A 13,800-nucleotide genomic window follows, 5' to 3' on the forward strand; every position below is an offset into this window, starting at 1 on the left:
CGCTCTACTCAGAATCTCGGCTAGGATCACGCCGTGAAGACGCCCGAGAAGACCCCCGCGAAGGCCGACCCGAAGGCCGCCGTGAGGGTCGCCGCGAAGGCCCCGGCGAAGGCCCCGACGAAGGCCGCACCGAAGGACGGCGCGCAGGCCGAAGCGAAGCCCGGCACCCGGGAGCGGATCGTCCGGGCCACCTCCCGGCTGCTGCAGCGCCAGGGGTACGAGGGCACCGGGATCAAGCAGATCTCCCGCGAGGCCGAGGCCACCCTCGGCTCCGTCTACCACTTCTTCCCGGGCGGCAAGCAGGAGTTGGCCGCCGAGGCGATCCGGCACGGCGACGAGGAGTTCGCCGTCATGCTGCACGCCGGGCTCGGCTCCTCACCGGACCTGGGCGAGGCGATGACCGCCTGCACCCGGCTGCTCGCCACCGAACTGCGCGCGTCCGACTGGCAGGACGGCTGCCCGATCACCAGCACCGCCCTGGAGACGATCGGCCGGGTGCCGGTGATCGAGGAGGCGGTGGCCGAGGCCTTCGCCCACTGGCGGGCCGTCGTGGCGGAACGGCTGCTCGCCGCCGGCATCGGCGAGCAGGACGCCCGCGAGCTGGCCGGCACCGTGATCAGCACCCTGGAGGGCGCCGAGCTCGCCACCCAGGTCGCCCGCAGCGAGGAGCCGCTGCTGGTCACCGGCAAGCACCTGGCCCGCCTGCTCACCGCCTACGCCGACGACCGGGCCTGACGCGCGGAACCGGACCGCCCGCCCGCCAGCCCGGGAGCCTGCCGGAAAACGTCCGGAAAACATGAGGAGCCGGTGCAGCGGGGGATCCCATCCCGCTGCACCGGCTCCGGCTCCACAACTCCCGACCACCACCAGGAGTAACGCCGTGTCGATCGACATCGCGCTGTACGACGGCCGCCCGAACGGCGGCCGCCGCACCAGCGCCAGGTTGCTGCACCTGTCGAGCCCCGGCGAGGCCCTCACCTCCGCCCTGGCACGGCACACCGATCCGACCCGCCACCGGCTCGGCCGGATCGACCCGTACGGGGACACCCCGTTCAACGAGCAGGACGCCGGCGCCGCCTTCGAGGAGGCCACCGCCCTGCTCGCCCGCTGCACCACCGGGGAGCAGCGGGCGGCCGTCCGCGAACTGCGCAACCTGCTCGCCAACTGCGCCGCCACCCCGGGCAGTTGGCTCGTCTTCCTGGGCGACTGAACCGCTAGGAAACGGCCCGGTACACCTCCGCCGCGACGGCCAGGTCCTGCCAGGCCATCCCGACGCTCTTGAAGAACCGCGGCCGCCCGTCGGGCACCAGCGCGTCGCCGCGCACCAGTTCGGCGAGGTTCCACAGCTGCCGCCCGGCCACGCCCGCCATCAGCAGGTCCCCGGCCTCGCGCTCCGCGACGGTACGCGCCTCGACGTACAACTCGGCGCGCTGGACGAGCAGTTCGTCCACCTCCCGGGCGTCCGGCTCGTGCGAGCCGACCGCCGCCACCGCCGCGTGGGCGGGCACCAGGGCGCCGTCGAACAGCGGGGTGCGCGCGGTGGTGCAGCAGACCACCAGGTCCGCCTCGCGGACCGCGCGCGGGTCGCCGACCTCGGACGCCAGCCCGAGCTTCCGCCCGTAATCGGCCAGCGCCCCGGCCCGTTCGGCGCTGCGCGCCACCACGGTGAGCCGGCGCAGCGGCCGGACGGCGAGCAGGGCGTCCAGGTGCCCGTACGCCTGCGGCCCGGAGCCGAACAGCACCAGGTGCTCGGCCTCCGGCACGGCCAGCCGCCGCAGCGCGGCCGCGGTGACGGCGGGCGTGCGCAGCGCGGTGAGCGCGGCGCCGTCCAGCAGGGCGAGCGGCTGGAGGGTGGGCCCGTCCAGCAGCAGGTAGCTGCCGGTGATCCGGGGCAGTCCGGCCGACGGGTTGGCGGGCGCGACCCCGGCGATCTTCACGCCGGCGTACGGCCCGGCGGCGGCCGGCATCATCAACAGTTCGCCGGCGGGCACCGGTACGGCCGACCGGGCGGGTGCCGCCTCCGGGTCGAACCCGTCCAGCAGCACCCGCTCGATCGCCCCCACCGCCCCGGCGGGCCCGACCCCGCCGGTGCCCGGCACGGCGTACTGGAGCGACACAACCGCCGCGCCGGGCACTTCGGTTGGCTTCACGGCTTCGGTCGCACGCACGGTGGTCACAGCAGGAACCCCGCTCCCAGGTCGTCGTCCGGCTCCAGCACGAAGCCGTGCTCGCCGGTGCGGAAGGCCGTCCCGCCGACCTCGGTGACCACGCCCTCGCCCTGCGGGTCGCCGCCCGGGAGGACCTGCCCGCTGAAGACCGTCCCGATGATCGACTCGTGCCGCAGCGGCTCGCCCGGGGCCAGCCGCCCCTCGGCGGCGAGCACCGCGAGCCGGGCGGAGGTGCCGGAGCCGCAGGGCGAGCGGTCGATCTGGCCGTCCGCGAAGACGGTGACGTTGCGCTGGTTCAGCACCCCGTCCACCGGGGGGAGTTCGTCGTGGAGGATGACCCCGTAGACGCCCGACAGCCGGGCGTCCGTCGGGTGGGCGACCGCCTCCGAGCCGGCCAGCGCGGCCCTGATCTCCCGCCCCAGGGCGGTGAGTTCGGGCAGCTGCTGCTTCTCCACGGCGAGCCCGAGAGCGGCCGCGGGCACCGAGGCGTAGCAGGCGCCGGAGTGCGCCACGGCGACCTCCACGGTGCCGCGCGAGGTCTCCACCGGGAGCTTCAGCGCGGTGACCCGGCTGGGCACGTTGCGGAAGGTCACCCCGGTGGTCCGCCCGCCGGCGCGGTGCACCAGGGCGGTGACCCGGCCGGACGGCACGTCAATCCGCACCCGCGCCACGCCGTCCGCGGGGGCGGCCACCAGTCCGGAGTCCACCGCCCAGGCGCCGAGCGCGATGGTGCCGTGCCCGCAGGCGGTGGAGTAGCCGTCCTTGTGCCAGAACAGCACGCCCAGGTGCGCCTCGTCGTCGTCCGGCGGGACCAGGAAGCCGCCGTACATCCCGGCGTGGCCGCGCGGTTCCCGGCTGAGCAGCTGCCGGACCTCGTCCAGCGCGCTGGGCCGGGGCGCGGTCGCGCTCCCGCCCGCGCCGAGCGCGATGGCCCGGCGCTCGGCGACGGTGTCGCCGGGGATCGGGGGCACGCCGTCCAGCACGATCCGGAACGGCTCGCCGGCCGTGTGGTAGTCGACCGTCCGTACGAACATCAGAGCGCACCTCCGCCCGGCAGCACGCTGACGGTCCGGCTGACGGTGTAGAAGTCCAGGGCGGCCTGGCCCTGTTCGCGGTCGCCGTGGCTCGCGCCCTTGGCCCCGCCGAAGGGCAGGTGGAAGTCGACGCCGCTGGACGGCGCGTTGACCCGGATCATGCCCGCGTCCAGCCGGTCGGCGGCGGCCAGCGCCACGTCCAGGCTGCGGGTGTGCACCGAGGTGGAGAGGCTGTGCGGGGTGTCGTTGGCGAGCGCGATGGCCTCGTCCAGGTCGGCCGCGGCGTGCAGCACCGCGATCGGGCCGAAGAACTCCTCGCGGGCCAGCGGGTGTTCGGCCGGCACCTCGGCGAGCAGGGTCGGCTCGACGTACCAGCCGGTCCGCTCGGGCACCCCGCCGCCGGTGAGCACGCTCGCCCCGGCCTCGACGGCCGAGGAGACGGCCCCGGTCAGCCGCTCCCGCGCCCCGGCGTTGATCACCGGCCCGCAGACCGCGTCGTCGACCGCCGCCAGCGCCTTGACCAGCGCCTCGCGCAGCGGCTCGTACGCGGCGCCGACCGCGATCACCCGGCTGGTGGCGGTGCACTTCTGCCCGGCGTACCCGGCGATGGCCGCGGCGATGTGCCCGGCGGCCTGCGCGATGTCGGCGTCCGGCAGCACCAGCGCGGCGTTCAGCCCGCCGAGTTCGGCCTGCACCGGCACCCCGCGGTCGGTCGCGGCCCGCACCACGGCCCGGCCGACGCCGGTCGAGCCGGTGAAGGAGACCACGTCGGCGGCGTCGACCAGCGCCGCGCCCTCCTCCGCCCCGCCGGGCAGCACCGTGAACACGTCCTCGGGCAGCCCGGCCAGCTCCGCCAGCCGCAGCGCGCAGGCCGTCGCCTCGGGGGCCGGCTTGAGCACCACCGCGTTGCCGACGGCGAGGGCCGGCGCGGCCTTCCAGGTCGGGATCGCCAGCGGGAAGTTCCACGGCGCGATCAGCCCGGCGACCCCGTACGGGCGGCGCCGGGTGAGCAGCAGCCCGGGGCCGGCGGCGGTCTCGTGCACCGCACCGGACGGCGCGTACGGCGCCTGCGCGTAGTAGCGCCAGATCGCCGCCGTGCGGGCGACCTCGCCGAGCGCCTCGGCCAGCGGCTTGCCGACCTCGCGCACGATCAGCGCGGCCAGCTCGTGGGCGTGCGCCTCCACGGCGTCCGCGATCCGGCCGAGCGCCGCCGACCGGGCGCCCGCCCCGGCGGCGAGCCAGTCGCCCTGCGCCGCCCGGGCCCGCCCGACGGCGGCCCGCACGGCCTCGGCGCCGGGCTCCTCGACGGCGACCACGAGGTCGTCGGGGTCGGCGGGGTTGTACGAGGTGATGGTCACGGCCAGCAGCCCTTCGGGGGGAGGTACGGGGACGAAGGAGGAAGGAGGGGTCAGAGCAGGAAGCCCGCCGGGAACGGGTCGCTCGGGTCGAGGAAGTACTGGGCGGTGCCGGTGACCCAGGCCCGCCCGGTGACGGTGGGCACCACCGCGGGCAGCCCGGCCACCTCGGTCTCCTCGACCAGCCGCCCGGTGAAGGTGGTCCCGATGAAGGAGTCGTTGCGGAAGTCCCGCCCGAGCGGCAGTTCGCCGCGCGCGTGCAGCTGGGCCATCCGCGCCGAGGTGCCGGTGCCGCAGGGCGAGCGGTCGAACCAGCCGGGGTGGATGGCCATCGCGTGCCGGGAGTGCTCGGCGGTGGAGCCGGGGGCGAGCAGCTGGACGTGGTGGCAGCTGTGGATGGACGGGTTCTCCGGGTGCACCGGCCGGTCCGGGCCCGCGTTGATCGCGTCCATCATGGCCAGGCCGGCGTCCAGGATCTCCTGCTTGCGCTCGCGCTCGAAGGGCAGCCCGAACTCGGCGAGCGGCAGGATGGCGTAGTAGTTGCCGCCGTACGCGAGGTCGTAGGTCACCGTGCCGTAGCCGGGCACCTCGACCTTGCGGTCCAGGGCGACGGAGTAGGAGGGCACGTTGCGGATGGTCACCGCCTTGGCGGCGCCGTCCTCGACCTTCACCTCGGCGACCACGAGTCCGGCCGGGGTGTCCAGCCGTACGGTGGTGACCGGCTCGACCACCGGGACCATCCCGGTCTCGACCAGTACGGTGGCGACCCCGATGGTGCCGTGCCCGCACATCGGCAGCAGTCCGGAGACCTCGATGTAGAGCACGCCGAAGTCGGCGTCCGGCCGGGTCGGCGGCTGGAGGATCGCGCCGCTCATCGCGGCGTGGCCGCGCGGCTCGTACATCAGCAGGGTGCGGAAGTGGTCCAGGTGCTCCTGGAAGTGCACCCGGCGCTCGGCCATGGTGGCGCCGGGGATGACGCCGAAGCCGCCGGTGATCACCCGGGTCGGCATGCCCTCGGTGTGCGAGTCGACGGCGTGGAACACGTGACGGCTGCGCATGGGTCACAACTCCCGTACAGGTTCGGATGGTTGGTGGGTAGGCCGGGCCGACTGCCGCCGCAGCCGGCCCGGAGGCCCGGGATCGCTCCGGTGTCAGACCAGGCCGTCGGCCAGCGCCTTCTCGGTGGCCGCGCGGACGGCCTCCTCGATCTCCGGGACGAGCGGCAGGCGCGGGGCGCGCACCGGGCCGCCGGGGCGCCCGGCGATGTCCATCGAGAGCTTGATGGCCTGGACGAACTCGGTCTTGGAGTCCCAGCGCAGCAGCGAGTGCAGCGACTTGTACAGCGGCAGCGCGTTCTCCAGGTCCTTGGAGACGGCGGCGTCGTAGAGCGCGACCGAGGCGGCCGGCAGGGCGTTCGGGTAGCCGGCGATCCAGCCGACCGCGCCCGCGAGCGCCAGCTCCAGCAGCACGTCGTCGGCGCCGATCAGCAGGTCCAGCCCGGGGGCCAGCTCGGCGATCTCGTACGCCCGGCGGACGTCGCCGCTGAACTCCTTGACCGCGACGATCGAGCCCTCGGCGTGCAGCTGGGCGAGCAGCGCGGGGACGAGGTCGACCTTGGTGTCGATCGGGTTGTTGTACGCCACGATCGGCAGCCCGGCCTTGGCGACCTCGGCGTAGTGGGCGCGCACCGAGGCGTGGTCGGCCCGGTAGGCGTTCGGCGGCAGCAGCAGGACGGAGCCGGCGCCGGCCTCGGCGGCCTGCTCGGCCCAGCGGCGGGACTCGGCGCTGCCGTAGGCGGCCACGCCGGGCATCACCCGGGAGCCGTCGCCGGCCGCCTCGATGGCGACCTCGACGACCTTGGCGCGCTCCTCGGCGGTGAGCGTCTGGTACTCGCCCAGCGAGCCGTTGGGGACGACGCCCTCGCAGCCGGAGTCGATCAGCCAGCGGACGTGCTCGGCGTAGGCGTCGTAGTCGACGGAGTGGTCCGGGCGCAGCGGAAGCGTGGTGGCGACCATGATGCCGCGCCAGGGACGGGTGCTGTCGTGCTGGGTGATGGACACATGAGCTCCTTGATGAGGTGTGACATTTTACTAGAGTGGACGAGCCGGAGACAAGGTCCCCGGCCCGTCCTTCGACGACGGACCCCGGGGGCGTGCCCGACCGTTCCCGCCCGACGCGAGCGGTCGGGCACGCCCTACGCCTCCGGGTTCGGCCCCGCCGCCAGCTGGGAGAGCGGCACCGGGCAGCCCAGCGGCCGCCGGTCCGGCCCCGGCTCACCCGGGCCGGCCAGGCAGGCCACGGCCGGACCGCACATCCGGCCCTGGCACCAGCCCATCCCGGCCCGGGTGAGCAGCTTCACGGTGCGCGGATCGCCCGCGCCCAGGTCCTCGACGGCCTCCCGGATCGCCGCCACCGGCACCTCCTCGCACCGGCAGACGTCGGTGTCCGGACGCAGCCATCCGGTCCAGCCGGGGCCCGGCCGGTGCGCGGCGGCCATCAGGTCGGCGAAGGCCCGCAGCCGGGAGCGGCGGCGCAGCAGCGCGGCCGCGGGCCGCTCCCCGGCCACCGCGTGCGCGGCCAGCTCGCCCTCGGCGAGCGCGAGGTCCGCGCCGCCGACGCCGTTGGTCTCCCCCGCCGACCAGAGGCCGGGCACGCTGGTGCGCAGCCGGGCGTCGACCTCCAGCGCGACCGCGCCGTCCGGCCCGGTCACGGTCCGCGCGCCGAGCTCGGTGGCCAGGTCGATCTGCGGCAGCAGGCCGTGGCCGACGGCGAGCGCGTCGCAGTCGATCCGCCGCCCGGTGCCGGGCACCGGCCGCCAGTCGGCGTCCAGCCGGGCCACCGTGACGCCGGTGACCCGGTCCGTCCCGTGCGCCTCGACCACCGCGCTGCGCGGGCGCAGCCGTACGCCGTGCCGCAGCAGCGCACCGCCGTGCCCGGCGCCCTCGACCAGCTTGCCGGGGACGGCCGCCAGCACGCCGGGGCGCCGCGCGTACCCGAGGTAGGCGGTGGCCTCGACCACGGCGGGCACCTCGGCCCCGGCGGTGACCAGCGAGGAGGCCGCCGCGAGCAGCAGCGGGCCGCTGCCGGCCACCACGATCCGCTTCCCGGGCAGCACCAGGCCGGCCTTGAGCATGGCCTGGGCGCCGCCCGCCGTGACCACCCCGGGCAGGGTCCAGCCGGGGAACGGCAGCTGCCGCTCGTACGCGCCGGTGGCGAGCAGCACCGACCGGGTCAGGACGGTGGCCCGGTCGGCGCTCTCCGGTCCGCGGGTGACGTGCACCGCGAAGCCGTCCCCGGTGCGCTCCAGCGCCCAGACCTGGTGCCCGGCCCGGAAGTCGGCCCGCCCGGCGCGCCCGTGCGCGTCGAGCCGGTCGGCCAGCCCGGTGTAGGCGGACCAGTGGTGGTGCAGCCGGTCCGGCCGGGCCGCGCCGAGGCCGGGCGCCGGGTGGCGGTAGTACTGCCCGCCGGTGCTCTGCCCGCCGTCCAGCAGGGCGCAGCGCAGCCCGAGGTCGGCGGCGGTGACGGCGGCGGCCAGCCCGGCCGGGCCGGCGCCGACCACCACGAGGTCGTACGGCGGGGCGTCGAGGGGTTCAGACGGCGAGGTCGGCACGGCCGTGGCCCTCCTGGGTGGTGACGGTGGTGCCGGGCTCGGCGGGCAGCAGGCAGGTGCGCTGGTTGGGGCGGCCGTCCACGGTGGCCAGGCAGTCGAAGCAGGCGCCGATCCCGCAGAACGCCCCGCGCGGCTTCCCGCCGACCCGGGTGGTGCGCCAGGCGAGCACGCCGTCGGCCCAGAGCGCGGCGGCGATCGACTGCCCGGGCAGCGCGGGGACGGGCCGCCCGTCGAACTCGATGTGGTGGGCGGGCCCGGGCTCGGCCTCGACCAGCCCGGCGGGGGTGCGGCGGCGCATCGGCGGCCTCTCCAATCTCACGGGTCCAGGAAGGAATCTCACACAGGCCTCGGTCGCAGGCGGCCGGGCCGTCACGCCGTCACTCGGCCGGGAAGCGGTCCGCCCGGAACGGCGCGAGGTCCAGCTCCGGCTGCTTGCCGGTGAGCTGCTCGCTGATCAGCAGCCCGGTCGCCGGGGCCAGCCCGATGCCGGCCCCCTCGTGCCCGCAGGCGTGGTACAGCCCGGGCACCCGGGGGTCCGCGCCGATGGCCGGCAGGTGGTCCGGCAGGTACGGGCGGAAGCCCCGGTAGGCGCGCAGCACGGTGACGTCGGCGAGCACCGGGAAGAGGGCGGCGGCCTGGGCGGCGAGCCGGCTCAGCACCTCCTGGGAGAGCGTGCGGTCGAAGCCGACCCGCTCACGGCTGGCGCCGATCAGCACCGGCCCGCCCGGGGTGCCCTCGATCACGGCGGAGGTCTCCAGCCCGGCCGATCCGCTGGCCACGTTGGCCACGTAGTCGGCGGCGTAGACCTTGTGCCGCACGACCCGCGGCAGCGGCTCGGTGACCAGCACGAAACCGCGGCGGGGCAGCACCGGCAGGTGCACCCCGGCCAGCGCGGCCACCTCGCCGCCCCAGGTGCCGGCCGCGTTCACCACGGCGGGGGCGGCCAGGTGCCGCCGGTCGGTCCGTACACCGCGCACGGCGCCGTCCGGGCCCCGGTCGACGGCGGTGACGCTCTCCCCGGTGATCAGCTCGGTGCCCATCCGGCGGGCCTCGCGCAGCAGGTGGGCGGCGGCGAGGGCGGGCTGGACCTGGGCGTCCTGCGGGTAGTGGAAGCCGCCGGCCAGGCCCTCGGCCAGGTGCGGCTCCAGTTCGCGCAGCCGCTCGCCGGGCACCTCCTCGGCCTCGACCCCGACGGCGCGCTGCCCGTCGGCGAAGGCCCGCAGCGCGTCCTGCCCGGCGGCGGTGGAGGCGACCACCACGCCGCCCTTGGGCTCGTACTCGATCGCCGGGCCGAGCCGCTCGGCGAGGTCGCGCCAGAGCCGGGTGCTGAGCAGGGCGAGGTCGAGTTCGGGGCCGGGCTCCTTGTCGGAGACCAGCAGGTTGCCCTCGCCCGCGCCGGTGGTGCCGCCGGCCACGGGCCCGCGGTCCACGACGGCGACGGCGAGCCCGGCGCGGGCGGCGTAGTAGGCGCAGGCGGCGCCGACCACACCGGCGCCGACCACGACCACGTCCAGGGGAGGTGTCTCGGTCTTCAGCACGCCAGTAATATGTCACATGCCATGCGAGCTGCCAAGACCACCCGCCGAAACCCGGAACCGCCCCGACCAGCGGAAAGCCCCGGCCCACCGCTCGGCAGCGGCGGACCGGGGCTCCCTCAGGCCCTACCGACTCACGTGATGTCGTCCATCTCCTCGCGGCGGGACGCCGGCACCGAGGCGCCGGCCGCCGGGGCCGCCGAGGCCTGGACGGACTCCGCACCGGCCACCGGCTGCACCGAGAGGTCCAGGTGCGAGGCCTCCTCGTCGTCCAGCCCGGAGTCCGGGTTGCGGCGCGCCTTGCGCTTGTCGTTGAAGATCGCGATCGCCACCGCGATGAAGTACAGCGCCCAGATCGGCGCGGCCAGCGCCAGCATGCTCAGCGGGTCGGCGCTCGGCGTGGCGAAGGCCGCGAACACCGTGATGCCCATGACCATGCCGCGCCACCAGCCCAGCAGCCGCTTGCCGCCGACCACGCCGACCATGTTCAGCATCACCAGCAGCAGCGGGAACTCGAAGGCCAGGCCGAAGACCAGCACCATCCGGGTGGCGATGTCGAAGTAGTCCTCGGGCGGCAGGATCGGCGTGGTGTCGTTCGGGGTGAACGAGAGCAGCACGTCGACCGTGGTCGGCAGCACCAGGATGGCCACGGCCACACCGGCCAGGAACAGCGGCGTCCCGCAGATCAGGAAGACGACCGTGTACTTCTTCTCGTGCCTGTGCAGGCCCGGCGCCACGAAGGCCCAGACCTGGTAGAGCCAGATCGGCACGGTCCCGACCACGCCCGCCGTCAGGGCCACCTTCAGCATCCAGGTGAAACCGGCGGTCAGACCGATGTTGGAGACCTGGGCGCACTTGCCGTGGTAGTGCTTGGCCAGCTCCAGGGTTTCGCACCGCGGCAGCGGCTGCAGCAGGAAGTCCTCGATCTGCTTGTGGTAGACCGCCGCCACGATGGTGATCAGCACGATCGCCAGGACCGACTTGACCACGCGGTTGCGCAGTTCCCTCAGGTGGTCGGCGAGGGCCATCCGCCCCTCAGGATCCTTTGACGCCTTCGGCGCCTTGGAGAGCTTGCTCAACCCCGGTCCTCAACTCGTGCGTCGGGGCCCGCCGGTCGGCGGGCCTCCGTGGTCGCGAACGCCGCGCACACGGTGTGCGCGGCGGGCGTCAGGTGCCTCACGTGCGCCGCGCTCAGTGCGGGCGGTCGCCGTCGGGCGCGGAGGCCCCGGCGGCGGGCCCGGTCACCGGACGGGCCGTGGCCGACGCGCCCGGAGCGGCCTGGACGGTCCTGGCCGCGGCACCGTCGACCGGGGCCGGAGCCGGGGCGGGCCGGGACGGCTGCTCGGACTCGCCGTCCGAGCGCATCGCCTGCGCCTCGCTCTTCAGGATCCGCATCGACTTGCCCAGCGAGCGCGCCAGGTCCGGGAGCCGCTTGGCTCCGAACAGCACGATGGCGAGGATCACGATCACCACGATCGCGGTCATCGAGATGCGCATGCGCGACCACCTTCAGTCATGGCGGCCCGACGGGCCGTCCGCTGCGGATGGTAACCGCTGCGGATGACGCCACGACGACGGCCGCCCGAACAGGACAGCGGCCCCCGGTACACGGTTCAGGAGCCAACTGAGAGCGTAACCCGCCCCCGCCCGCGCGCAGCAGCCCCCGTACCACCGCGGTCCCGACCGTGCTATGCGGCGGGGACGCTCCGCTCCCCCGCCGGGGCGCCCTGGGCGGGCACCGCGTCCGCCAGGTCCCCGGCCGCCGCGGCCAGCGCCCGCGAGGCCGCGTCCACGCCCTTGGCCAGCGCCCGCACGTCCAGCCAGAGCCGGATCGCGAGGACCCCGAGGACCAGCAGGCCCGCGGTGGCGAGCAGGACGGCGGCGACGAGCATCCAGGACATGCGCCCCAGCCTATACGCGTACTACCCCTCGGCCGGGACGAGCCGCATGGTGCGCACCCCGGCCCCGGTGAGCGCCTCGACGATCTTCTCCCCGGCCGGCTTGCGCACCGCCGCCCCGCACCGCGGGCAGCCGAAGCTGTAGTGCGCCTGGGCCGGGGTGCGACCGAGGGTCAGGCGGAAGTCCTCGGCCGGGAGCTCCACCTTCTCCCGGCACTCGGAGCAGTACACCTTGAATCTGGTCCCGGGTTCCACCGCTCAGACCCGCCCCTCCCCGTAGGCGGCCAGCGCCTCCCGCGCGGCCGAGCGCGCCTGCTCGGCGAGCTCGGGCGGCGAGACGATCCGGCCGTCCCGGCCCAGCCGCAGCGCCAGCGGGCGCAGCTGGGAGGGGTCGGCGCTGCGCAGGGTGATCCGCAGCCCGCCGTCGGGCAGTTCCTCGGCCCGGTCGTGGGTGTAGTACTCGGCCACCCAGCGGCCGCCGGAGGAGACCTCGACGACCACCTCGGGGTCGTCCGCCGCCGGATTGACCAGCCCGCCGCTCAGGTCGCGCGGCTCGCGCCGGGGCGGGTCGGCCGGGACGTCCAGGACGCGGATCTCGGCGACCCGGTCGAGCCGGAACATCCGGTGGTCCTCGGAGGTCCGGCACCAGGCCTCGAGGTAGGTGTGGCCCTCGGTGAGCAGCCGGATCGGGTCGACCTCGCGCTCGGTCATCCCGCCGCGCCCGTGCGAGTAGTAGCGCAGCCAGAGCCGGCGGCCCTCGCTGAGCGCGCGGTCGATGTCGGCGAAGACGTGGCTCTCCGCCTCGAAGGTCACGCCGACCCGGGCGCTGCCCTCGGCGCTCTCCCCCGCCGCGTTCTCGATCTTGGCGACGGCCCGGGTGAGCGCCTCCCGGTCCCCGGCCCGCAGGCCCGGCAGTCCGGCCACCGCGCGGGCGGCCACCAGCAGCGCGGTCGCCTCGTCGGCGGCCAGCCGCAGCGGCTGGGCGACGTCGTCGACGTTGTGCCACCAGATCCGCTCGCCGTCGGTGTCGATGTCGAGCAGGTCGCCGCCGCGGAAGCTGGTGCCGCACATCGGCAGCACGTTGAGGTCCGCGATCAGCTCGCGCTCGCTGATCCCGAACGCCCGGGCCACCTCGGCGACCTCGGCCCCGGGCCGCTCGCGCAGGTAGGTGACCAGCGACAGCATCCGTCGCGTCTGGTCGATGGCGTTGCTCACGCGCCCACTCCTTCGAAACCCGCGACCGCCCGCAGCCGGTCGACCACATCCGCCCGCAGCTCCTCCGGCCCGAGCACCAGCACGTCCGGCCCGAACTCGGCCAGGTCCGCGCCGAGCCCGTTGCCGTACGGGATCTCCAGCTCGTCCCACAGCTCGTCCACCCGGGTGCTGCCCAGCGCCTTGGTCCGCAGCGGGAAGCCGGCGCCCCGGCGGACCCGGACGGTCGCGGTGGCGGTCGCCCCCTCGCCCGCGAACTTCGCCACGGTGGCCCGGACGTCCACGTGCTCGGGCACGGCGCCGAGGAACGCCCCGGACTTCGCCTTCACCCGGCCGGTGATCCGGCTGAGCCGGAACACCCGGGCGTCGCCCCGGTCGCGGTCGTACCCGGCCAGGTACCAGTGCCCGCGCCAGCACTCCAGCGCCCACGGCTCGACGCTGCGCTGCTCGACGGCGGCGGCGCCGGCCTTGCGGTACTCGAAGGTGACCGGACGGCGGTCCCGGGCGGCGGTGAGCAGCGGCTCGAACGCGGCCTCCCGGGCGGGGATGCGCGGCTCCAGGGCGGTCCGGCCCTCGGCCTCGGCGAACGGCACCCCGGCCGCGCGCAGCTTCTGCAGGGCGCCGCTGGCCGCACCGGACATCTTGGCCTGCTGCCAGACCCGGGCCGCCAGGGTCAGCGCGGCCGCCTCCTCGGCGTCCAGGGCGATCTCGGGCAGCCGGTTGCGGTCGGCGCGGGCCAGGTAGCCGAGCTCGCCGTCCAGGGTGCTCTCGTCCACGTCGATCACCAGGCCGAGCTCGCGCAGGTCGTCCTTGTCCCGCTCGAACATCCGGTTGAAGGCGTCCTCGCTGCTGTTCTGCCAGGCCTCGCGGTACGCCTCGATGGATTCCCGCAGCTCCTTCTTGGAGAGCGGACGTCTGGTGTTCATCAGGCACAGGGCGAGATTCATCAGCCGCTCTGCCTTCGCGATCGCCATCGCTGACCCTTCCG

16 protein-coding genes are annotated in these 13,800 nt (G+C 75.4%); 2 read left to right on the plus strand and 14 right to left on the minus strand.

Annotation, left to right across the window (positions count from 1 at the left end; genetic code table 11):
• Positions 1–177: 177 nt before the first annotated feature.
• Together ACFY4B_RS03320 and ACFY4B_RS03325 are read left to right on the plus strand one after the other, a co-directional pair.
• Positions 178–735 carry a TetR/AcrR family transcriptional regulator gene (locus tag ACFY4B_RS03320; RefSeq protein ID WP_387966505.1) on the plus strand — a complete coding sequence of 186 codons (558 nt, stop codon included), beginning with the start codon at positions 178–180 and terminating at the stop codon, positions 733–735.
• A 145-nt stretch (positions 736–880) separates the two neighbouring features.
• Positions 881–1,210, plus strand: coding sequence for a hypothetical protein (locus ACFY4B_RS03325; protein ID WP_049656450.1), 330 nt, complete (start codon positions 881–883; stop codon positions 1,208–1,210).
• Between the two features lie 4 nt (positions 1,211–1,214).
• On the opposite strand, the gene ACFY4B_RS03330 is transcribed toward ACFY4B_RS03325, so the two are convergent.
• The 14 genes from ACFY4B_RS03330 to ACFY4B_RS03395 form a co-directional block, all read right to left on the minus strand.
• A complete protein-coding gene (locus ACFY4B_RS03330; protein ID WP_387966331.1) occupies positions 1,215–2,150 on the minus strand; it encodes an ornithine cyclodeaminase family protein in 936 nt (311 codons plus the stop codon).
• A 23-nt stretch (positions 2,151–2,173) separates the two neighbouring features.
• Positions 2,174–3,202 carry a proline racemase family protein gene (locus tag ACFY4B_RS03335; RefSeq protein ID WP_387966332.1) on the minus strand — a complete coding sequence of 343 codons (1,029 nt, stop codon included), beginning with the start codon at positions 3,200–3,202 and terminating at the stop codon, positions 2,174–2,176.
• Positions 3,202–4,560 (minus strand): aldehyde dehydrogenase family protein, encoded by a 1,359-nt coding sequence (locus ACFY4B_RS03340; protein ID WP_375876043.1) that lies wholly within the window; start codon positions 4,558–4,560, stop codon positions 3,202–3,204. The genes ACFY4B_RS03335 and ACFY4B_RS03340 overlap by 1 nt, the downstream gene beginning before the upstream one ends.
• Positions 4,561–4,610: 50 nt before the next feature.
• Positions 4,611–5,615: a proline racemase family protein gene (locus ACFY4B_RS03345; protein ID WP_049660310.1), complete on the minus strand. Its 1,005-nt coding sequence runs from the start codon at positions 5,613–5,615 to the stop codon at positions 4,611–4,613.
• A gap of 93 nt (positions 5,616–5,708) precedes the next feature.
• Positions 5,709–6,572: a dihydrodipicolinate synthase family protein gene (locus ACFY4B_RS03350; protein ID WP_181970794.1), complete on the minus strand. Its 864-nt coding sequence runs from the start codon at positions 6,570–6,572 to the stop codon at positions 5,709–5,711.
• Positions 6,573–6,751: 179 nt separating this feature from the next.
• A complete protein-coding gene (locus tag ACFY4B_RS03355) occupies positions 6,752–8,167 on the minus strand; it encodes an NAD(P)/FAD-dependent oxidoreductase (protein WP_387966333.1) in 1,416 nt (471 codons plus the stop codon).
• Entirely contained in the window at positions 8,148–8,465 is a 318-nt protein-coding gene (locus ACFY4B_RS03360) for a (2Fe-2S)-binding protein (protein WP_049652011.1), read from the minus strand. Before ACFY4B_RS03360 ends, ACFY4B_RS03355 begins: the two co-directional genes overlap by 20 nt.
• A gap of 79 nt (positions 8,466–8,544) precedes the next feature.
• Positions 8,545–9,705, minus strand: coding sequence for an NAD(P)/FAD-dependent oxidoreductase (locus ACFY4B_RS03365; protein ID WP_387966334.1), 1,161 nt, complete (start codon positions 9,703–9,705; stop codon positions 8,545–8,547).
• Between the two features lie 131 nt (positions 9,706–9,836).
• Positions 9,837–10,730, minus strand: coding sequence for a twin-arginine translocase subunit TatC (tatC, locus tag ACFY4B_RS03370; RefSeq protein WP_049652009.1), 894 nt, complete (start codon positions 10,728–10,730; stop codon positions 9,837–9,839).
• 163 nt (positions 10,731–10,893) lie between these two features.
• Positions 10,894–11,199 carry a Sec-independent protein translocase subunit TatA gene (gene tatA, locus ACFY4B_RS03375; protein WP_387966335.1) on the minus strand — a complete coding sequence of 102 codons (306 nt, stop codon included), beginning with the start codon at positions 11,197–11,199 and terminating at the stop codon, positions 10,894–10,896.
• Positions 11,200–11,390: 191 nt separating this feature from the next.
• Entirely contained in the window at positions 11,391–11,603 is a 213-nt protein-coding gene (locus ACFY4B_RS03380) for a hypothetical protein (RefSeq protein ID WP_049652007.1), read from the minus strand.
• Positions 11,604–11,624: 21 nt separating this feature from the next.
• The gene (locus tag ACFY4B_RS03385) at positions 11,625–11,855 is read right to left on the minus strand and encodes a hypothetical protein (RefSeq protein WP_049652006.1); all 231 of its coding nucleotides are present in this window, start codon (positions 11,853–11,855) and stop codon (positions 11,625–11,627) included.
• A 3-nt stretch (positions 11,856–11,858) separates the two neighbouring features.
• Positions 11,859–12,785, minus strand: a complete 927-nt coding sequence (locus tag ACFY4B_RS03390; RefSeq protein ID WP_181970795.1) for a YafY family protein — start codon at positions 12,783–12,785, stop codon at positions 11,859–11,861.
• Positions 12,786–12,811: 26 nt separating this feature from the next.
• Positions 12,812–13,786, minus strand: a complete 975-nt coding sequence (locus ACFY4B_RS03395; protein WP_049652004.1) for a YafY family protein — start codon at positions 13,784–13,786, stop codon at positions 12,812–12,814.
• Positions 13,787–13,800 lie beyond the last annotated feature (14 nt).

Origin of the sequence: Kitasatospora sp. NPDC001261, from assembly GCF_042896795.1 — a bacterium.
Lineage (GTDB): Bacteria > Actinomycetota > Actinomycetes > Streptomycetales > Streptomycetaceae > Kitasatospora.

What these genes read in the sequence shown, in the direction of transcription:
- ACFY4B_RS03350 (WP_181970794.1), bottom strand. Translation starts at nt 6,572, where the DNA reads ATGGTCGCCACCACGCTTCCGCTGCGCCCGGACCACTCCGTCGACTAC.
- ACFY4B_RS03345 (WP_049660310.1), bottom strand. Translation starts at nt 5,615, where the DNA reads ATGCGCAGCCGTCACGTGTTCCACGCCGTCGACTCGCACACCGAGGGC.
- ACFY4B_RS03335 (WP_387966332.1), bottom strand. Translation starts at nt 3,202, where the DNA reads ATGTTCGTACGGACGGTCGACTACCACACGGCCGGCGAGCCGTTCCGG.
- ACFY4B_RS03395 (WP_049652004.1), bottom strand. Translation starts at nt 13,786, where the DNA reads ATGGCGATCGCGAAGGCAGAGCGGCTGATGAATCTCGCCCTGTGCCTG.
- tatC (WP_049652009.1), bottom strand. Translation starts at nt 10,730, where the DNA reads ATGGCCCTCGCCGACCACCTGAGGGAACTGCGCAACCGCGTGGTCAAG.
- tatA (WP_387966335.1), bottom strand. Translation starts at nt 11,199, where the DNA reads ATGCGCATCTCGATGACCGCGATCGTGGTGATCGTGATCCTCGCCATC.
- ACFY4B_RS03360 (WP_049652011.1), bottom strand. Translation starts at nt 8,465, where the DNA reads ATGCGCCGCCGCACCCCCGCCGGGCTGGTCGAGGCCGAGCCCGGGCCC.
- ACFY4B_RS03390 (WP_181970795.1), bottom strand. Translation starts at nt 12,785, where the DNA reads ATGCTGTCGCTGGTCACCTACCTGCGCGAGCGGCCCGGGGCCGAGGTC.
- ACFY4B_RS03380 (WP_049652007.1), bottom strand. Translation starts at nt 11,603, where the DNA reads ATGTCCTGGATGCTCGTCGCCGCCGTCCTGCTCGCCACCGCGGGCCTG.